Origin of the sequence: Rhizobium sp. L9 (genome assembly GCF_002531885.1) — a bacterium.
GTDB lineage: Bacteria > Pseudomonadota > Alphaproteobacteria > Rhizobiales > Rhizobiaceae > Rhizobium.
Genome location: NZ_NWSZ01000003.1, coordinates 166419 through 186989, shown reverse-complemented (window position 1 = coordinate 186989; position 20571 = coordinate 166419). Strand labels below are relative to the sequence as shown.

Below are 20571 nucleotides of genomic sequence, written 5' to 3'. Positions count from 1 at the left end.
GCCATGCTGGCGAAGATCATCGCCGAACTCGGTCCATGGAACTGGTGGGTTGCGGGCCTCGTGCTGCTCGCCGCCGAAATGATCGTGCCCGGTTTCTTCCTCGTCTGGATCGGCCTCGCGGCCTTGATCGTCGGCGCACTGTCGCTGCTCTTCTGGGACAGCGCCTTCTGGGTCTGGGAACTGCAAGCGATCCTTTTTGCGATTCTGGCCGTCGCCACGACCTTTGCCGGCCGCCGGCTGACGCTGCGCAGCGCCGAGACCGACGAGCCCTTCCTCAATCAGCGCGGCGCAAGTCTTGTCGGACGCACCGCCACGCTGCAGGAGCCGATCCGCGAGGGCCGCGGCCGCATCCGCCTCGACGATACGCTATGGCAGGTAATGGGGCCCGATTTGCCCGTAGGAACACAGGTGAAGGTCATCTCGTGTCATGGCCGCGACCTGCGGGTCGAACCGGTCTGATCAGGCGACGCCGATCCGCAGCAGGTCGTGGAAGTGCACCAGCCCGATCGGCCTGATATCCTCGTCGATAACGATCAGGGCACCGATGTGGTGCTGGTTGAGCAGCGCCAGAGCCGCCGTCGCCAGCACCGTCGGTTTCACCGTCTTCGGTGTCGTCGTCATGATGTCGTCGACGGCAAGCTCAGCAAGATTGCGGCTCAGGTTCCGAGCCATGTCGCCTTCGGTGACGATGCCGCAGAGCCGCCCATCCTCGTCGAGCACGCCGACGCAGCCGAAATGCTTGCGCGACAGCACCGTGATCGCCTGCGGCATCGGCGTGCCTTTGGCAACGAGCGGCACCTTCTCGCCGGTATGCATGATATCGGCGACATGCATCAGGCTCGCACCCAGCTTGCCGCCGGGATGAAAAACGTGGAAATCGGTGGCGGAAAAGCCCCGCGCCTCCAGGAGTGCGACCGCCAAGGCGTCGCCGAGTGCAAGCTGCATCAGCGTCGAGGTCGTCGGCGCCAGCCCGTTGGGGCAGGCTTCCTGTTCATTCGGGACCAGAAGCACGATATCGGCGGCCGTCGCAAGCGAGGAAGCTTCGCTGCAGGTGATCGCGATCAAGGGGATCGAGAAGCGCCGCGTGAAGGAAATGATACTCTTGAGCTCGGCGCTCTCGCCGCCTTTGGAAATCGCCAAGACGACGTCATCGCGCGCTATCATGCCGAGATCGCCATGATTGGCTTCGGCCGCATGCACGAAAAAGGCGGGGGTGCCGGTCGAGGCGAATGTCGCCGCGAGCTTGGTACCGATATGGCCGCTCTTGCCGACGCCGGTAACGATAACCCGGCCGGAGATGTCGCCGATGATTTCGACGGCGCGGGCGAAAGGGCCGGCCAGTCCGTTGTCAAAGGCCCGTTCGAGCGCTTCAAGACCGCGTTTCTCGGTCTCTATCGTGCGTTTTGCCGATTCGAGCACGCTGTTTTCAACGAGTTTGATCGCTCTTCTGTTCATGGAGATGCGTTAGACCTTTTCACTTTCCAAGTCCACCCCGCACCATTTCCGAATTGTGAACAGCGCCCGCCGGCGACAACGAATGATTAACCACAAGGCTTTACCTTTGAGTAAGAACCGAAAGCATGTCAGGCGAGTGAATGGGCCAACCAAAACAGACGAGCAGTGTGACGCCGCTCCGCGCGATGAGGCGTGTCGTCTGCTTTACTGCGTTCGGCACACTGCTGTTCGGCCAGACTGCAGCACTCGCACAGTCCGCCTCACAGCAGCCTGTCGCTAGCCGCTCCGCCAGCCCGGACAATCGCACTACGAACAATGCCGCAGCCGGTTTCGATGACGAAATCAGCGTTTCTACCACTCCTGTGCCAACGGGTGCGGCGGGAGATCCGGACGATACCCGGCAGAGGCCCGCCATACCGGACGCGCAAGCCGGTGACGACATTACCGGCTCCATCCTCGATGAGGACATGCGCCGACTGAACACCCGTGAAGCGCGGATCGACGAGACGCCGCCGATCCGCAGGGCTGGCGAAAATGCCTCGACGGCAGAAACACCCGGTATTCCGATCGGCACTTTCGTGCTCCGCCCGAGCGTGACCCAAAGCATCAACACCGAGACCACCAAGGACGGCAATACCAGGCAGCGGCGCGCTTTCCTCGAAACGGACGCAGCCGCGACGCTCACCTCCGACTGGGGACGGCACCAGCTGACCGTGACCTCGGAAGGCGCCTGGCAGAGGAATATCAGCGGTGAAGGCGAGGAGCAGCCGTCCTTCAAGGTCAACGGCGATCTCCGGCTGGACCTTCCCGACGACACGGTCGCGCATCTCACGGCCGGCTATAATTTCTACCGCGAGGATACGGACGATCCCGATGCCATCGCCGATGCCACACAGCAGTCCGACGTGCAGGAGTTCACCGCCGGCGCCTCCGTCCAGCGCGATTTCGGCATCCTGCGCGGCACGACGGCGCTCGCCCTGAACCGTTCGATCTATTCCGACGCCACGCTTGCGAACGGCACGACTGTGGCGTTGAGCGATCGCAATCAGACGACCGGTACGCTGCGCGGTCGCGTCGGCTACGAGCTGTCGCCGGCGCTCATCCCATTCATCGAGGCCACGATCGGCCGCACGATCTACGACGAGACGCGCGATTCCGCCGGTTACGAGCGATCAAGCCATAGTTATGGCGCCAAAGCCGGCGTCGAGGTCGACCTCGGCGAAAAGCTGAAGGGTGAAGTCGGCGTGGGCTACGAAAGGGCGGATTTCGAAGACAGCCGGCTGGCCTCGATCGATACGGCCACGCTCGATGCGAGCCTGCTCTGGTCACCGATCCGCGGCACCGACGTCAATCTCGACCTGCAGACGAGCATCCAGCCCTCGACCACCGCTGGCGAGAGCGGCTACGTCTCGCATGCGCTGACGACGACCGTCACCCACCAGCTGCGCGACAATCTGGTCGGAACCATGATCGGCGGCGTCATATGGCGCGACTATCCCACCGACAGCACAATTAGCGACGAGCTCGTGTATACTGCGGCGACCGGCCTGACCTGGAACATCAACCGCTATCTCGATCTCACCAGCACGCTTGGCTACGAACTGACGACGCGCAAGGACGGCGACGACTCGCGGCAATGGCGCGCGGGGGTCGGCCTCAAGCTGAAAAGATAAACGCCGCGCTTCGATGGAAGGCGCGGCGTTTATCAATGACAAGTCTGAGTGAAGCCTTACTTCAGCCCTGCGAGCAGTTCCTTGAAGCCGCCTTCGACAGACGGACGGATATCAGCACGTTCGAGGGCGTAGGCGACGTTTGCCAGGATGAAGCCGTCCTTGGCGCCGCAGTCGTAGGTCGTGCCGCGGAAATGGTAGCCGGCGAAATCCTGTTCCTTCAGTAGCTTCAGCATGCCGTCGGTGAGCTGGATCTCGTTGCCGGCGCCACGTTCCTGAGTTTCGAGGATCTTAAAGATCTCCGGTTGCAGGATGTAGCGGCCGTTAATGAAGAAGTTGGACGGCGCCGTTCCCTTGGCAGGCTTTTCCACCATGCCGGTGATGCGGAAGCCTTCGCCGATCGCTTCGCCGACGCCGACGATGCCGTATTTATGAGCCTGATCGGGCGCACATTCCTCGACGGCGATGATATTGCCGCCGCTCTGGCTGTAGAGATCGATCATCCCCTTCATGCAGCCCTTGTCGCCCTTCATGATCATATCCGGCAGCAGCAGCGCAAAAGGTTCGTCGCCGACGATTTCGCGGGCGCACCAGACGGCGTGACCGAGGCCGAGCGGTTCCTGCTGACGGGTGAAGCTTACCGTTCCTGCCTTCGGCAGTTGCTCGGCAAGAAGGGTAATTTCCGCTTCCTTGGCGCGCTCGCGCAGCGTCTGTTCCAGCTCGAAATGGATGTCGAAGTAGTCTTCGATAATGTGCTTGTTGCGTCCGGTAACGAAGACCAGATGCTCGATTCCGGCTTCGAGCGCCTCATCGACGACATATTGAATGATAGGCTTGTCGACAACGGTCAACATTTCCTTCGGAACAGCCTTCGTTGCCGGCAGGAACCGCGTTCCCAACCCTGCCACCGGAAAAACTGCCTTACGAACTTTATTGTGATGCGCCACACAGGCCTCCTGCTTTGACTAAATCGCCTTTTAAATAAAGCCGTTCATGTCTGACTAGTATAGAATTGCTACTGTTTTGCAATGGTGACCGCCGCGGGCCGCCATGGTAAAGAATTTGTTGACTCCGTTCCTGTAGTCTCGGGTCTGGGCGGACATGATGCCCCCTGCTGCACCGAAAACTGAAGATGACGGATACGACTGTCGATGATCCAGAATCACAAAAACTCCCTTCGTGGCCTTGCTCTCGCCCTCGTTGTCGCCGCCCAGGTGGGGCTGGCCCCCGACAACGCGAAAGCCGATTCCCGGTTCCAGAAATGGATCGCGGACTTTTACCAAACAGCCGCTGAGAGTGGCATCAGTAAGGCAACTTATCAAAAGGCCTTTTCCGGGGTGAGCGAACCCGACCCGACCGTGCTCGAAAAGGCGGCCTATCAACCGGAATTCACCTCGAAGATCTGGGATTACATTGATTCCCGCGTTAACCCCTACACCGTCAGGATCGGCCGCGAGATGGCCGTCAAGCATGCGCGGACGCTCAATGCGATCGAGCAGCGCTTCGGCGTCGACAAGACCATTCTGCTCGCGATCTGGTCGATGGAATCGAATTACGGCGCGATTCTCGACAAGGACGACCGGCTGCACTATGTGCCGCGCGCACTGGCAACCCTTGCCTATGCCGATCCGAGCCGCGCCAAATTCGCCAAGAAGCAGCTGGTTGCCGCGCTGAAGATCCTCCAGAACGGCGATGTGCCGGCACGTCAGATGACCGGCTCCTGGGCCGGCGCCATGGGCCACACTCAGTTCATCCCGACAAGCTATCTGCTCTACGCTGTCGATGCCGACGGCAACGGCCATCGCGATATCTGGAATTCGGTGCCGGACGCGCTGGCGACCTCGGCCAATCTCCTGATGAAGAACGGCTGGGATACTGGCAAGACCTGGGGCTACGAGGTCGTCGTCCCCGCGGCAGCCGCCAAGCAGATCGGCAAGACCCATACGCTCGCCCAATGGGCGGAGCTCGGCCTGAAACGGCCGAATGGCAAGGCCTTCCGCGACGGCGGCACCAAAGCCGTATTGAAAATGCCGGCCGGAGCCGGCGGCCCCGGCTTTCTGATGACGGCAAACTTCTTCACCATCAAGAACTATAATGCGTCGGACAGCTATGCGCTTGCCGTCGGCCTGCTGGCCGACCAAATCTCCGGCTATGGCGGCATGCAGCAGCGCTGGCCGCGTCCCGACGGCGCGCTCGACATCACCGAGAAATTCGAGCTGCAGACTCGTCTCAAGACGCTCGGATATTACAATGGCGAGGTCGACGGCAATTTCGGCTCAGGTTCGAAAGCGGCGATATCGGCCGTGCAGGAGCGAATTGGCATGCAGCCGGACGGCGAGCCCTCGTTGCCGCTTCTGAACGCGCTTCGCCGCTAGAAGCGGCCCAACCGTGACCTACATAGCGGGGGTAGAAGCTGGCTTGCCCTCTGCGGAACTGCCCATGATGAAGAAAACTGACCGGACCCCTAAAATCCGCTGGCTCATGCTCGCATTGATGGCGGCTTCGCTTTGTCTCGGCGCTGTTGCGCCGGTGACTGTCGCGCAAGCCCAAGAGCAGCGCTATCAGCGCCGGTCGATCTTGGATTTCTTCCTCGGCAGGCGCTATCTCGACGACAGCCCGCAGGCTCCTGATGTGCCGCAGCCGAGACGCCAGCAGCGCAAGCGCCCGCCGCCAGCCCAGAAAGCCGTGATCAATACCCGCACCGCATCGCCTGTGCGCCCGCCGGTGCAGGAAGAGCCGGTCGTGCAGAAGCTTGGCGACGCCCGGAAAATCCTGATCGTCGGCGATTTCCTTGCCAGCGGCCTCGGCGACGGGCTCACCGCCGCCTTCGAGACTTCACCGGGCGTCGTCGTCGAAGCCCGCGGCAACATTTCCTCGGGCCTTGTCCGCGACGACTATTACGACTGGCCGGAACAGTTACCGAAGATGATCGACGAGCTGAAGCCGGCAATGGTCGTCGTCATGATCGGCGCCAATGACCGCCAGCAGATGGTGACCGACAGCGCGAAGGAGAAGTTCCGCACCGACGGCTGGTTTGCCGAATATCGCCGTCGTGTCCTTTCTTTCGGAAAGGAAGTCACCAGCCGCAAGATACCGCTGCTCTGGGTCGGTCTTCCTGCCTTCGAATCCGATCAGATGACGGCCGATGCTGTCCAGATGAACCAGCTCTATCGTAACCAGGTCGAGAGCATCGGCGGCGAATTCGTCGACATCTGGGATGGCTTCGTCGACGAAAACGGCACCTTCATCGTCACCGGTTCCGACGTGAACGGCCAGCAGGTGCGCCTGCGCACCTCCGACGGCATCAACCTTACGCAGGCCGGCCGGCGTAAGCTTGCCTTCTATGTGGAAAAGCCCGCCCGCCGAATTCTCGGAACCCAGGCAAGCCCCGATCTGGTGCGCCTCGATGAAAGCAACCTGCCGGGCCTCGGCCTTCCCACCAATCCGGTCGAGCATACCGTGCCGATCAGCCTCTCCGATCCCAATCTTGATGGCGGCGCCGAGCTCCTGGGAGCAAGGCCGCCACCGGTGACGCTGACGAAATCGCCGCGCGATCTCCTGGTCGAGCAGGGCGAGATGACGCCGGCACCTGTCGGTCGCGTCGACGACTATCGCATGCCGGCGGCCAAGACGCCGGCCGAAGTCTCGGTGAAATAGAAACTAGGCGAGGCGGCCTTCTTATGCTGCCTGCGGCCAGCTCAGATAATAGTAATTCGAGCCGATCAGCCCGAAGAAGGCATGGCTGGCATTCGTCTGGTCGACATAGCTGCCGTTCTCCTTGACGAAGGCCCCATCGCTGCCGCGCTCCAGATGCGCATCGAGGAAGTCGCTCCAACCGCTGACATCGATCGCCTCGCCGGGCTTGCTTTCGGTGTCGGCCTCGTCCGGATCATCGATGTCCCAGGCAGGGACCGACACGCCCTGCGTCGGATCGGAGATGGTGAGCGTGCCTGCTTCGAGCGCAGCCAGCATATCGTGAGCCTTGCCGCTTTCGCCTTCGGCCGCGGCTGCTTCCTGCAGCTGCTGCTTCAGCATCGACATGAAGGAGGCGCGGGTCACATCGGCGCTGTCGCCAGTCGTGTCAGTCTCATCTGAGGTGTCGTCCTTGGACGAAAGCGCGCCGAGCAGCCCCGACAGCGCCTGATTGGAAAGAAGCGACGCCGAACTCGAATCGAGTCCATAGCTGCTCAGAATGCTCGCCGCCGACGAACTCTGCGTATCCTCTGAGCTTTCATCGGAGCTACGAAGATTCTTCAATGCGTATTGGGCCGAAACCATCCTGGTATTATCGAGTGCAGAAACCATTTGAATAATCCTTGTCGATCATTCGCGGCGGCTCCTCCTGAGCCCGCGTCAGGCATAAGCCTCACCCTCCGGCATTGCTTCAAGCTTGCGCCCCAGCCTGGCGCGTCAAGCGGTCGCACCGGCGAAAAGAGGTCCCGCCGGATGCGCCGCGCACAATAAAAAACTCCGCCGGAAAGGCGGAGTTCGTGTCTTCGTCAGCCTATATGAGGTGCGATCAGTTCGGCAGGACGGTCGAGCCCATCAACGCCTCGTCGATGGCGCGCGCTGCTTGGCGGCCTTCGCGGATCGCCCAGACCACCAGCGACTGGCCGCGGCGCACATCGCCCGCCGTCCAAAACTTGTCGACCGAAGTCTTGTAGTCGCGGTCGTTTGCGACGACGTTGGTCGAGCCGCGCTTGTCGGTGTTGAGCGTCAGCTTGCCTTCGAGCTCCTTCAGCACGCTTGTCGTGAACGGGCCGCGGAAACCGATAGCGATGAAGGCGAGATCGGCGCGAATGACGAATTCCGTACCGGCGACCGGCCGCCGGCGCTCGTCGACCTCGCAGCACTTGACGCCGGTCAGCACGCCGTCCTCGCCGATGAATTCGAGCGTCGCAACCTGGAATTCGCGCACTGCGCCCTCAGCCTGCGAGGAGGACGTGCGCATCTTCGTCGCCCAGAAGGGCCAGACAGCAAGCTTGTCTTCCTTCTCAGGCGGCTGCGGCCGGATGTCGAGCTGGGTGACCTTGACGGCGCCTTGGCGGAAGGCCGTGCCGACGCAGTCCGAAGCCGTATCGCCGCCGCCGACGACGACGACATGTTTGGCGCCGGCAAGAATCGGATCCGACGGCCAGCCGACACTGTCGATGTTCTCGCGCCCGACGCGGCGGTTTTGCTGCACCAGATAGGGCATCGCATCATGCACCCCGGCAAGGTCGGTGCCCGGAATGCCCGCCTCGCGCGGCGTCTCGGAGCCGCCGCAGTAAAGGACGGCGTCGTGTTCGGCCAGCAATTGTTCGACCTTGACGTCGACGCCGACATTGACGCCGCAATGGAAGGTCACGCCCTCGCCCTTCATCTGCTCGACGCGACGGTCGATGAAGTTCTTCTCCATCTTGAAGTCGGGAATGCCGTAGCGCAGCAAACCGCCCGGCTTGGTCTCACGCTCATAGACATGCACGTCGTGGCCGGCGCGACCGAGCTGCTGGGCGGCAGCCATACCGGCGGGGCCGGAACCGATGACGGCGACCTTCTTGCCGGTATGGACCGTCGCCGGCTGCGGCCGGATGAAACCGAGTTCATAAGCCTTGTCGGCAATCGCCTGCTCGACTGTCTTGATGGCGACCGGCGCATCCTCGAGATTCAAAGTGCAGGCTTCCTCGCAGGGGGCGGGGCAAACGCGGCCGGTGAACTCCGGGAAGTTGTTGGTGGAATGCAGGTTCTGGATCGCCGCTTCCCAGTTGTTGTTGTAAACGAGGTCGTTCCAGTCGGGAATCTGGTTGTGAACCGGGCAGCCTGTGGGGCCGTGGCAATAGGGGATGCCACAGTCCATGCAGCGCGCCGCCTGTTTCTGCACTTCCGGGTCCGACATCGGGATCGTGAACTCGCGGAAATGACGGATGCGATCCGACGCCGGCTGGTACTTCGCCACCTGCCGGTCGATTTCCAGAAATCCTGTTACCTTACCCATTTCTTCGTCCCTTACCCTCATGACCGCCTCACCCGCGGCCAGTTTCTGTCGTCAGTCCCGGTATCCCGGGCGGGTTGCTTCTCTTGACCGTCATTGGAACATATCCCCTGAAACATCCGCGCGATCCAGGCGGCCTTCACCGGCATGATCGTCACGGGTCATCGAGACGTTTCCGACATCGGCCATCTGCGCTCGGCAGGCGGCCGATATCCGGCGCAAATCACTCCGCGGCGATACCCATCCGGCTACGCTCCATTTCCTCGAGCGCACGGCGGTATTCCACAGGCATGACCTTGCGGAACTTCGGACGGTAGTCGGCCCAATGGTCGAGGATCTGCTTGGCGCGGGCGGAGCCCGTATAGTGCAGATGGTTGGAGATCAGCTGGTAGAGACGCTCCTCGTCATGACGCGTCATGTCTCCCGAGACGTCGACACGTCCCTTGTGCATGAGATCGCCGCCGTGATGATGCAGCTTCTCCAGCATGTCGTCCTCCTCCGGCACCGGCTCGAGTTCGACCATCGCCATGTTGCAGCGGCTGGCGAAATCGCCTGTTTCATCGAGCACGTAAGCGACGCCGCCGGACATGCCGGCCGCGAAGTTGCGGCCCGTGGCGCCGAGCACGACGACGACGCCGCCGGTCATGTATTCGCAGCCATGATCGCCGACACCTTCGACGATGGCGATCGCACCCGAATTGCGCACGGCGAACCGTTCACCCGCCACCCCGCGGAAGTAGCATTCGCCCTCGGTCGCACCGTAAAGCACGGTGTTGCCGACGATGATCGAGTTTTCGGCGACAATCCGCGAATCCTCCGGCGGCCGGATGATGATCTTGCCGCCCGAAAGCCCCTTGCCGACATAGTCGTTGCCGTCACCAATCAGGTTGAAGGTGACGCCGCGCGCCAGGAAGGCGCCGAAGCTCTGCCCCGCCGTGCCGCGAAGCGTCACATTGATCGTGTCTTCCTTCAGCCCACGATGGCGGAAGCGCTTGGCGACTTCGCCGGAAAGCATTGCGCCCGCCGAACGATCGACGTTCTTGATGCCGACCTCGAAGGCGACGGGCGTCTTGTCGGTCAGCGCCGGCTGCGCGAGCTCGATCAGCTTGCGATCGAGAATATCATTGATTGGGTGCTGCTGCCGGCTCGTCCAGAAAGTCTCCTCCTTGGCAGCCTCGACCTTGTGGAAGATGCGGCTGAAATCGAGGCCTTTCGCCTTCCAGTGCGCCAGCATCTCGTCCTTCTCCAGGAGCTCCGAAGCGCCGATAATGTCGTCGAGCCGGGTGAACCCGAGCGAGGCGAGGATCTCGCGCACTTCGTTGGCGACGAAGAAGAAGTAGTTGATGACGTGCTCCGGCGTGCCCTTGAAGCGCTTGCGCAGCACCGGGTCCTGCGTCGCCACTCCCACCGGACAGGTGTTGAGATGGCACTTTCGCATCATGATGCAGCCGGCCGCGATCAGCGGCGCGGTGGCAAAGCCAAACTCGTCGGCGCCCAGCAGCGCCCCGATGATGACATCGCGGCCAGTCTTGAGGCCGCCGTCCACCTGCAGCGCGACTCGCGAACGCAGGCCGTTCAGCACCAGCGTCTGCTGGGTTTCGGCAAGGCCGATCTCCCAGGGGCTACCGGCATGCTTGAGCGAGGTCAGCGGCGAGGCACCCGTGCCGCCGTCGAAGCCGGCGACCGTAATATGGTCGGCCCGCGCCTTGGCGACACCCGCGGCGACGGTGCCGACACCGACTTCGGAGACGAGTTTGACAGAGACGTCGGAGGTCGGGTTGACGTTCTTCAGATCGTAGATCAGCTGTGCCAGATCCTCGATCGAATAGATGTCGTGGTGCGGCGGCGGCGAGATCAGGCCGACACCCGGCGTCGAGTGGCGGGTCTTGGCAACGGTCGCGTCGACTTTATGACCCGGAAGCTGGCCGCCTTCGCCGGGCTTGGCGCCCTGCGCCACCTTGATCTGCAGCACGTCGGCATTGACCAGATATTCGGTGGTGACGCCGAAGCGGCCCGATGCGATCTGCTTGATCGCCGAGCGTTCCGGGTTCATCGAACCATCGGAGAGCGGCATGTAGCGGTCGGATTCCTCGCCGCCTTCGCCGGTGTTCGACTTCCCGCCGATCCGGTTCATGGCGATCGCCAGCGTCGTATGCGCCTCTCTGGAGATCGAGCCGAAGGACATCGCCCCGGTCGAGAAACGTTTGACGATATCGGCGGCCGGCTCAACCTCGTCGATCGATACCGGCTTACGTCCGAGCGCCTCGGCGCTCTTGATGTTGAAGAGCCCGCGGATCGTGTTCATCCGCAGCGCCGAGTTGTTCACCATTTCGGAGAATTCGCGGTAACGATCCTCGGCATTGCCACGCACGGCATGCTGAAGGGCTGCAACCGCGTCCGGGGTCCAGGCATGGCTTTCGCCGCGCATGCGGTAGGCATATTCGCCGCCAATATCGAGCGTTGTCGCCAGCAGCGGATCCTTGCCGAAGGCTGCGGTGTGGCGGGCAACGGTCTCTTCAGCGATCGCTTCGAGGCCGATGCCTTCGATCATCGTCGCGGTTCCGAAGAAATACTTATCGACCAGTTCCGACGACAGGCCGATCGCATCGAAGATCTGCGCGCCGCAATAGGACTGGTAGGTCGAGATGCCCATCTTCGACATCACCTTGAGGATGCCTTTGCCGACCGCCTTTATGTAGCGGTAGACGATTTCGGAGGCATCGACTTCCTTCGGAAACTCGCCCTTGGCATGCATATCGAGCAGCGTGTCGAAGGCGAGATAAGGGTTGATCGCCTCGGCGCCGTAGCCGGCGAGCAGGCAGAAGTGATGCACTTCGCGCGGCTCCCCCGTCTCGACGACGAGACCGACCGAGGTGCGAAGCCCTTTGCGGATCAGGTGATGGTGCACGGCAGCCGTCGCCAGCAGCGCCGGAATGGCGATTCTGTCGGGACCGATCTGGCGGTCGGAGAGCACGATGATGTTGTAGCCGCCCTTGACGGCCGCCTCCGCGCGCTCGCAGAGCCGGTCGAGCATTTCAGGCATGCCAGCCGCGCCGCGCTCGATATCATAGGTGAAATCGAGCGTCTTGGTGTCGAAGCGGTCTTCCGTATGGCCGATCGAGCGGATCTTTTCGAGATCGCCATTGGTCAGGATCGGCTGGCGCACTTCGAGGCGCTTGGCGTTCGCCATGCCCTCGTGGTCGAGAATGTTGGGGCGCGGGCCGATGAAGGAGACGAGGCTCATGACGAGCTCCTCCCGGATCGGATCGATCGGCGGGTTCGTCACCTGCGCGAAGTTCTGCTTGAAATAGGTATAAAGCAGCTTCGGCTTTTCCGACATTGCCGAGATCGGCGTGTCCGTGCCCATCGAGCCGATCGCTTCCTGACCCGTCGTCGCCATCGGCGACATCAGGATCCTGGTATCCTCGGTCGTGTAGCCGAAGGCCTGCTGGCGGTCGAGCAGCGACACGTCGCGCCGCAGCGCCCTCGGCTCCACCGGCTTCAGGTCTTCGAGGATGAGCTGGGTGCGGTCGAGCCAGTTGCGATAGGGATGCGCCGTTGCAAGCTTCGACTTCACCTCGTCGTCCGAGATGATGCGGCCTTCTTCCATGTCGATCAGCAGCATCTTGCCCGGCTGCAGGCGCCACTTCTGGATGATCTTCTCCTCAGGAACCGGCAGAACGCCGGCCTCGGATGCCATGATGACGCGGTCGTCATCGGTCACGAGATAACGCGCCGGCCTGAGGCCGTTGCGGTCGAGCGTAGCGCCGATCTGCTTGCCGTCGGTGAAGGCGACGGCAGCCGGTCCGTCCCACGGCTCCATCAACGCGGCGTGATATTCGTAGAAGGCCTTGCGTTCGGCCGCCATCGACTGGTTGCCGGCCCAGGCTTCCGGGATCAGCATCATCACCGCATGTGCCAGCGAGTAACCGCCGCGGACCAGGAATTCCAGTGCATTGTCGAAACAGGCCGTGTCCGACTGCCCCTCGTAGGAAATCGGCCACAGCTTGGAGATGTCCTCGCCGAACAGCGGTGAGGAGACCGACGCCTGGCGCGCCGCCATCCAGTTGACGTTGCCACGCAGCGTGTTGATCTCGCCGTTATGGGCGACCATGCGATAGGGGTGCGCGAGCTTCCACGACGGGAAGGTGTTGGTCGAAAAGCGCTGATGCACGAGGGCGACCGCGCTTTCGAAACGCGGGTCGGCCAAGTCCTTATAATAGGCGCCGACCTGATAGGCCAGGAACATGCCCTTGTAGACCACTGTCGCCGATGACAGCGACACTGGATAGAAGTTGCTCTCCTCGCCATCGAACTCGTCGTAGATACGGTTGGAGATCACCTTGCGCAACGTGAACAGCCGACGCTCGAACTCGTCGTTGTTTTCGGCGTCTTCACCGGCGCCGATGAAGACCTGCACGTGATGCGGCTCGGTCGCGGCAATATCAGGCGCCTTGGAAAGCGAGGAATTGTCGACCGGCACGTCGCGGAAGCCGATGAAGACCTGGCCTTCCTCGACGATGACGTCCCTGATTACCTTCTTGAAGTGCTCGATCTGCTTTTCGTCGCGCGGCATGAAGATATGGCCGACGCCATATTCGCCAACCGGCGGCAGGGTGATGCCCTGCGCCGCCATTTCCTCGCGGAAGAAGCGATCGGGAATCTGCACCAGGATGCCGGCGCCGTCGCCCATCAGCGGGTCGGCGCCGACGGCGCCGCGATGCGTCAGGTTCTCGAGGATGAAGAGGCCGTCCTTGACGATCTGGTGCGACTTCTCGCCCTTCAGATGCGCGACAAAGCCAACGCCGCAAGCGTCATGCTCGTTGGCAGGATCGTAAAGCCCCTGCTTCTTCGGCAGGCCGGAAGCGGATTTGGACGTATTGGCCGTCGCGCGCGCCTCTGCAGCGGCAAACCGGTCAAATTCCATGGATGGCGTCTTCGTCATCGTCTTTCCTCCTGTCGAAGCCCGCGGGGCCGCGGGCGGCTTTTCGTCTTGCGTCGCAACCTGAAAATAGGTCCGTCGCATGACAGCGCTGTTGCATGGTGAAGATCGGCCGCAGACATCTGCTTCTTGAGGAAAGCAAACCGTCGCGTTCCGCGCCTGCCATTCGCCCCCGTGCGCCAGCCGGAGGGCTGACGCTCGGAAGAACTATAGCGTGAAAGCCCGTCGCTGCCAGGGTTTTCGGCGCCTCTTCGGCCACTAAGGCCATAATAGGACAGCAACACTGTCCTAATTCATCAGCTCTATGCCAGAAACCTTCTCCGTCCGCAAGAGCGTCACGCCAAAAATCGTGATTTTGCGACGGAAGATTGCCAGAAAAACCCCAGTTGCGAAATAAAATTACGCCATGTAGCCTCATTATTTTTATTAATTGCGTCCCTCAATTTTCGTGATGTGTTAGTGCCGGCAACCTTGATCCCGTGAAGCTTTGGCGTAAGGTCCGCTGCGAACCTCCCAGCTCCTTCCACTCCCCAGGTCTCCACCATGTTCTTTGCTTCCGATAATTGGGCCGGCGCCCACCGATCCATTGCCGAACGCCTGCTGAGGGAATCGGCCGGATTTGCTCCGGCCTATGGCGCCGGCGACCTCGACAAAAAGGTCGAGGCTCGTTTCTCCGAGATCTTCGAACGTGAGGTTTCCGTTTTCTTCGTCGCCACCGGCACGGCCGCCAACTCCCTGGCGCTGGCGAGCGTTCAGCGTCCCGGCGGGATTACCTTCTGCCATTCGGAAGCGCACGTGATCGAGGATGAATGCGGCGCGCCGGAATTCTTCTCCGGCTCCGCCCGCCTCGTGGCCGTCGACGGTGAAGCCGGCAAGATCGATCCGGCGAAGCTTTCGGCAAAGATCGCCCACTTCCCCGAGGACGCCCTCCGTCAGGGCCGGGCCAGTGCTGTGACCATTACCCAGGCGACCGAGATCGGCACCGTCTATTCCCTGCCGGAGATCGGCGAGATTGCCGCAATATCCAGGAAGCGCAACCTGCCGCTCCACATGGATGGCGCCCGCTTCGCCAATGCGCTGATCGCGCTCGGCGCCACGCCGGCGGAGATGACCTGGAAACGCGGCGTCGACATGCTGTCCTTCGGCGGTACCAAGAACGGCTGCTGGTGCGCCGAAGCGATCATCTTCTTCAATCCGGATCAGGCAAAGGAAATGCCCTTCATTCGCAAGCGCGCCGCCCAGCTTTTCTCCAAGTCGCGTTTCATCGCTGCCCAGTTCGATGCCTATTTCGAAAACGGTCTCTGGCTCGATCTCGCCCGCCATTCGAACGCCACGGCCGACCGGTTGCGCGCCGGAATTGCCGCCAGCAGCGCCGGGCGCCTCGCCTGGCCGACCGCTTCCAACGAGGTCTTTGCCGTCATCAGCAAGAGTGCTGCAAGAACCGCAGAGGAAAAAGGCGCGAAATTCTACGAATGGCCTGTGCCTGCGGCAACCTCGGAACTCGTTTCCGAAAGCGAAACCCTAATCCGCCTTGTCACCAGCTTCGCAACCACAGAAGCCGACGTGGATGGTTTCCTGAGGTGTCTGGCTGCCTGAGCGCCGATCGGTAGGGCTTGCCGACCGGTGACGGCGACGGGTCATGCGGACCTCAGCCCCCTTACTTTTTGCAGAATATCGTCGGACAGCGCCGCGACCAGCACCTGATCCGCGCCCTTGCGCGGCACCAAGACGAATTCCACGTCCTCGAGCACCGGCAGTTTCCCCGCGGCGATCTCTTTCAGTCCGGCGGGAGCCATACTGCGCGGCTGCACCAGCACACCCATTCCCGCCCGCGCTGCTGCCGTCAGCCCGCTCAGGCTGCCGCAAGTGCAGACGATTCGCCACGGCACGCCATTGCGCCCGAGCGCTTCCAGGGCGATCGCCCGCGTGACGCTCGGTGGCGGAAATGCGATCAGCGGCAGCGGGCCGGAGGCGAGTACTCGTTCAGGATCGCGCGCCAGCCAGACGAGCGGCTCGCGATAGACCAGCTTTCCGCGCCCATCGCCAAGTCGGCGCTTGGCAAGCACCAGATCGATTTCGCCATTGTCCTGCATTTCGTAAAGAACGCCGGAGAGCGCCACGGTCAGCTCCAGGTCCACAGACGGATGCAACCGAACGAAATCCTCCAGCACCGCCGGTAGCTGGCTGGTGACGAAATCCTCCGACACGCCGAGCCGGAGGCTGCCGCGCAGGCTGGTGCTCTTGAACAGCGCCTGCACTTGCCCCTCGATCGAAAGCATGGCGCGCGCACGCGAAAGCAGCGCCTCGCCATCACCGGTGAGCATCACCTTGTGCGTGTCGCGCGCGAGCAGCTTGCGTCCGAGTGCCGCCTCCAGCCGCTGGATATGCTGGCTGACCGTCGATTGCCCGAGGCCCAGCCTTTCCGCGGCAAGGGTGAAGCTGCCCATCTGTTCGACGGCGACGAAACTGCGCAACTGCGAGAGGTCGAGCATAGGAAATCCAGATTCTCAATAACTGTTATTTCTTGCATCCTGGATCATAATGGAGGACAGAACAATGGTTACTTTATTGCTGCGAGACCGCGATGCGCCGCTTTCTGCCCGATACATTCACGATCCTGCTCGTCTGCGCCGTCATCCTCGCCTCCCTTTTTCCGGCGAGCGGCAGTTTTGCGGATTATTTCGGCATCGCCACCGATCTTGCCATCGCGGCGCTGTTTTTCCTGCACGGCGCGCGCCTTTCCCGTGACGTCGTCATCGCTGGTCTGCTGCACTGGCGGCTGCATCTGATCATCCTGCTGACGACCTTCGGCATCTTCCCACTGCTCGGGCTTGGGCTCGGCTTCATCCCCGACACGATCCTGCCACGGCCGCTTTATCTCGGCATTCTCTTCCTCTGCGTGCTGCCGTCGACGGTGCAGTCGTCGATCGCCTTCACCTCGATGGCGGGCGGCAACGTGCCCGCCGCGATCTGCTCGGCCTCGGCCTCGAACATTTTTGGCATGTTCCTGACGCCACTGCTGGTCGGCCTGCTCTTTTCCGTCGGCGGCCATGGCGGCTTCTCCTTCGACGCGCTTCAGCAGATCCTGCTGCAGCTGCTTGCCCCCTTTATCGTTGGCCAGATCCTGCAGCCCTGGATCGGCGATTGGATTCGCGCCAAGAAGAAGATCCTGATGCCGGTCGACCGCGGCTCGATCCTGATGGTGGTCTATCTTGCCTTCTCGACGGCGGTCGTCGAAGGACTGTGGAACACTTTCTCGATTGCCGACATCGCCGTCCTCGTCGTCGCCGACGTCGTGCTTCTGGCCTTTGTCCTTGTTTTGACGATGTTCGGTAGCCGCTGGCTGGGCTTCGACAAGGCCGACGAGATCACCATCACCTTCTGCGGCTCGAAGAAGAGCCTGGCAAGCGGCGTGCCGATGGCAAACGTCATCTTCGCCGGCCAGTCGATTGGCGCGATCGTGCTTCCCCTGATGCTCTTCCACCAGATCCAGCTGATGGTCTGCGCCGTCATCGCCCAGAAATATGCCGCAGCAGCAGCCCGGCGCGTAACGGAACAGCAGATGAAGGATGCCGCAAGCCCGGCTTGAACAATAAGATGAACGGCAACAAAAAAACGGCGCCCCGATCGGGGCGCCGTCCGGTGTCCCAGAGGGACAGCTGTTAACCGTTAATGACCTGCGCCTCGATCGCCTTCGGAGCCTCGACCGGCTCGGCGGCAATCGCGATCTTGCGGGGCTTCATGGCCTCGGGAATGTTGCGCAGAAGATCGATGTGAAGCAGGCCGTTCTTCAGCGAAGCGGCTGACACCTCGACATGATCGGCGAGCTGGAAGCGGCGCTCGAAGGCGCGCTTGGCAATGCCGCGATAGAGGAATTCGCCGCCTTCGGCGGTTTCCTCGTTCTTTTCACCCTTCACGGACAGCACATGGGCATGAGCTTCGATCGAAAGCTCGGTCTCGTCGAAACCGGCGACCGCCATGGTGATGCGATAGGTGTTTTCACCGGTGCGCTCGATATTATAGGGCGGATAGGTCTGCGCCTGCTCCGGCTGAGCAAGGCTGTCGAGCATGGTGAAGAGCCGGTCGAAACCGACTGTCGAACGATAGAGGGGAGAGAAGTCTACGTGACGCATGATGTCCTCCTAGGGAAGCGACGTGTTGCGGTAAAATGCCCCTGAAACCCCATCTTGGCAGTCTCGGGACGGTTGCGCGGGCCCTTTTGGCACCCGCAGAATGGAGATGGTGATGCGATTCGAGGAGTTCAAGACCTTTTCGAAATCACCTCGACCGGCCGTGAACCCCGCGTGAACGGCCGGTTCGGAACGCGTTCAGACATGCCTGTCTAGAAATGACGATGTCGGGTGACACTGGCCCCGATGGCTGAAGTGCATCGTCCCTTCTTCTTCAGTCTAAACTTGGGCCGGCCGCGAGCGCCCTCACGCTCCCGCCGGCCCTTTTTCCCCGACTTTCCAAGCTGGTCGCCATGCGCTATCCCTGAGGGAAGCATTCAGCAGCGGCGCATTGGTAAGTCATGGATCAGGTTCTCTATTCGACGCCCGATAATCCCGCCCCGGAAAACCGCACCGAAGGGTTCTTTGAAACCCATGACGGCCACCGGCTGCGTTACGCCGTTTTCCGCTCCGGTGGCCAAGTCGCCAAGGGCACGGTCGTCATCATCCATGGCCGCAACGAATATATCGAAAAATATTTCGAGACGATCCGTGACTTGACGGGCAAGGGCCTCTGGGTCGCGACCTTCGACCTGCGTGGCCAAGGCGGTTCGTCGCGGCTCCTGAAGCGCCGCAATCACGGCCATATCCGCCGCTTTTCCGATTACGAGCGCGACCTCGACACCTTCCTCGAAAAGATAGTGCTGCCGGATACCCGCCTGCCCTTCTACCTGCTCGGCCATTCCACCGGCGGGCTGATCGCGCTGTCGGCCGCTCCCTATCTCACTACCCGCATTGATCGCATGGTGCTATCGGCTCCCTTCATCGGCCTGACCGGTCAGTCGGCCTCGCCTCGCGTCATCCGCACCCTCGCCGGCGCGCTTACGACCGCCGGCCTTGGCTTCATGCCGCTGACTTCGAGGCTGAAGGATCCGGATTTCCGCGACAATCCGCTGACCTCGGACGAAGCGCGCTTCGAGCGCAATGTTGCGATGATGAAGGCTCATCCGGAACTGACGCTCGGGCCGCCGACGGCCCGCTGGCTGACCGAAGCCTTCCGGACCATGGACCGGGTCACCTCGCCCAACCATCTCTTCTCGATCACCATCCCGACCATCGTCATCGCCCCGACACGAGACGGCGTCGTGCCCTACACGGCGCAGGAGCGGCTCTCGCGTTATTTCCGCGCCGGCCAGCTGGTGCCGATCAACGGCGCCCGCCATGAGATCTTCCAGGAACGGGATATCTATCGCGCCGCGGCGCTGGCGGCCTTCCACGCCTTCATCCCAGGCAGCGATGCTGAGGAAAACCATGATGTCGCCGCCCTCGGCACATAAGCCGGAGCAAACGAGCTGACTGGCATCGGCCTTTCCGACCCGGGGCATCGGCTTTGCCGAGCCCGGCTTCAGCGCTGCAGGATGGCGATTGCCTGCTCATAGACCGCGCGGCTGCCCGCGGCGATGATCGAGCCGCCATTTTCCGGCCTTCCGCCGTCCCAGGTGGTGATGATGCCGCCCGCCCCCTCGATGACCGGAATAATGCCGCCGACGTCATAGGGCTTCAGGCCGTTTTCGATGACGAGATCGATATGACCGGCGGCAAGCAGCGCATAGGCATAACAGTCGCATCCATAGCGGAAGAGCCGCACCTGCGCCTCGATCTCTCGGTATTTCTCCATCTCGCCGCCGGTGAAGAGATGTGGCGAGGTCGTGAACAGGATGGCGCTCGAAAGTGCCTCGCACTGGCGGGTCACCAGCCGTCGCTCACCCTCCGGCCCGATATAGATCGAGCCGTTCTCGTCGGCAAAATAACGTTCGCCGGTAAAGGGCTGCTCGATCATGCCCATGATCGCCCGGCCTTGCCTCTGCAGACCGATCAGCGTTCCCCAGACCGGCACGCCCGATATGAAGGCGCGCGTGCCGTCGATCGGATCGATCACCCAGACATAGTCCCGGTCGAGCCCGACATCGCCATGCTCCTCGCCGAGAATGCCGTGGTCGGGGAAATTCTCCTCGATCAGCGCCCGGATGGCGAGCTCGGCCGCCCGATCGCCTTCCGTCACCGGATCGAAGCCGGAAGAAAGCTTGTTCGTGACATCGAGGCCGGAGCGGAAGCGCGGCAGCGTCTCGGCGCGGGCGACCTCCGCCAGACGATTGAAGAATGAACGGTCAGGAAGCATGGTGACACCGTTTGGCTGGCGGGAATGCGCTTTCATAGCGAAAACGAGCGGGAATGCAAACGACGAGGGCGACTTCGGGCGAATTGCCCAAAGATATCGCAGCGCAATATATTGCTTGACATTTGTGCAACGCAATAGTAGCGTCGTCATTACAGTCTTCTGACTGTAAATACCCTCCTTGGGTG

15 protein-coding genes are annotated in these 20571 nt (G+C 61.9%); 7 read left to right on the top strand and 8 right to left on the bottom strand.

All coding sequences use genetic code 11. The features are described from left to right. Nucleotides 1-3 precede the first annotated feature (3 nt). Nucleotides 4-459 carry an NfeD family protein gene (locus CO660_RS02750; protein WP_097597258.1) on the top strand — a complete coding sequence of 152 codons (456 nt, stop codon included), beginning with the start codon at nt 4-6 and terminating at the stop codon, nt 457-459. On the opposite strand, the gene CO660_RS02745 is transcribed toward CO660_RS02750, so the two are convergent. Beyond that, nucleotides 460-1455, bottom strand: coding sequence for a KpsF/GutQ family sugar-phosphate isomerase (locus CO660_RS02745; RefSeq protein WP_097597257.1), 996 nt, complete (start codon nt 1453-1455; stop codon nt 460-462). A 140-nt stretch (nt 1456-1595) separates the two neighbouring features. Here CO660_RS02745 and CO660_RS02740 point away from each other — a divergent pair, with 140 nt between their 5' ends. Then, complete coding sequence (locus CO660_RS02740) at nt 1596-3128, top strand: outer membrane beta-barrel protein (protein ID WP_097597256.1); 1533 nt, start codon at nt 1596-1598, stop codon at nt 3126-3128. A gap of 56 nt (nt 3129-3184) precedes the next feature. Here CO660_RS02740 and galU read toward each other — a convergent pair whose 3' ends face one another. Further along, a complete protein-coding gene (galU, locus tag CO660_RS02735) occupies nt 3185-4072 on the bottom strand; it encodes a UTP--glucose-1-phosphate uridylyltransferase GalU (protein WP_085779406.1) in 888 nt (295 codons plus the stop codon). A 204-nt stretch (nt 4073-4276) separates the two neighbouring features. On the opposite strand from galU, the gene CO660_RS02730 reads away from it, so the two are divergent. Next, the gene (locus tag CO660_RS02730; RefSeq protein ID WP_097597255.1) at nt 4277-5500 is read left to right on the top strand and encodes a lytic murein transglycosylase; all 1224 of its coding nucleotides are present in this window, start codon (nt 4277-4279) and stop codon (nt 5498-5500) included. Nucleotides 5501-5564: 64 nt separating this feature from the next. After that, entirely contained in the window at nt 5565-6782 is a 1218-nt protein-coding gene (locus tag CO660_RS02725) for a DUF459 domain-containing protein (protein ID WP_097597254.1), read from the top strand. A 21-nt stretch (nt 6783-6803) separates the two neighbouring features. Here CO660_RS02725 and CO660_RS02720 read toward each other — a convergent pair whose 3' ends face one another. From CO660_RS02720 to gltB, 3 genes are all read right to left on the bottom strand, one after another. Next, nucleotides 6804-7430, bottom strand: a complete 627-nt coding sequence (locus CO660_RS02720; RefSeq protein ID WP_097597253.1) for a hypothetical protein — start codon at nt 7428-7430, stop codon at nt 6804-6806. Nucleotides 7431-7644: 214 nt separating this feature from the next. Continuing rightward, nucleotides 7645-9099 carry a glutamate synthase subunit beta gene (locus tag CO660_RS02715; RefSeq protein WP_085779410.1) on the bottom strand — a complete coding sequence of 485 codons (1455 nt, stop codon included), beginning with the start codon at nt 9097-9099 and terminating at the stop codon, nt 7645-7647. A gap of 220 nt (nt 9100-9319) precedes the next feature. Next, nucleotides 9320-14041: a glutamate synthase large subunit gene (gltB, locus tag CO660_RS02710; protein WP_097597452.1), complete on the bottom strand. Its 4722-nt coding sequence runs from the start codon at nt 14039-14041 to the stop codon at nt 9320-9322. Nucleotides 14042-14581: 540 nt separating this feature from the next. Between gltB and CO660_RS02705 the strand changes: the two genes are divergently transcribed. Beyond that, nucleotides 14582-15634: a low specificity L-threonine aldolase gene (locus CO660_RS02705; RefSeq protein ID WP_097597252.1), complete on the top strand. Its 1053-nt coding sequence runs from the start codon at nt 14582-14584 to the stop codon at nt 15632-15634. Between the two features lie 41 nt (nt 15635-15675). On the opposite strand, the gene CO660_RS02700 is transcribed toward CO660_RS02705, so the two are convergent. Further along, complete coding sequence (locus CO660_RS02700) at nt 15676-16530, bottom strand: LysR substrate-binding domain-containing protein (RefSeq protein ID WP_097597251.1); 855 nt, start codon at nt 16528-16530, stop codon at nt 15676-15678. Nucleotides 16531-16622: 92 nt separating this feature from the next. Between CO660_RS02700 and CO660_RS02695 the strand changes: the two genes are divergently transcribed. Further along, entirely contained in the window at nt 16623-17627 is a 1005-nt protein-coding gene (locus tag CO660_RS02695; protein ID WP_097597250.1) for a bile acid:sodium symporter family protein, read from the top strand. Nucleotides 17628-17700: 73 nt separating this feature from the next. Here CO660_RS02695 and CO660_RS02690 read toward each other — a convergent pair whose 3' ends face one another. Next, a complete protein-coding gene (locus CO660_RS02690) occupies nt 17701-18171 on the bottom strand; it encodes an Hsp20 family protein (protein ID WP_097597249.1) in 471 nt (156 codons plus the stop codon). Between the two features lie 398 nt (nt 18172-18569). Between CO660_RS02690 and CO660_RS02685 the strand changes: the two genes are divergently transcribed. Next, nucleotides 18570-19544 carry an alpha/beta hydrolase gene (locus tag CO660_RS02685; RefSeq protein WP_097597248.1) on the top strand — a complete coding sequence of 325 codons (975 nt, stop codon included), beginning with the start codon at nt 18570-18572 and terminating at the stop codon, nt 19542-19544. Nucleotides 19545-19612: 68 nt separating this feature from the next. Here the strand turns inward: CO660_RS02685 and hisN are convergent, their stop codons facing one another. Then, nucleotides 19613-20386: a histidinol-phosphatase gene (gene hisN / locus CO660_RS02680; RefSeq protein ID WP_085780191.1), complete on the bottom strand. Its 774-nt coding sequence runs from the start codon at nt 20384-20386 to the stop codon at nt 19613-19615. Nucleotides 20387-20571: the final 185 nt, after the last annotated feature.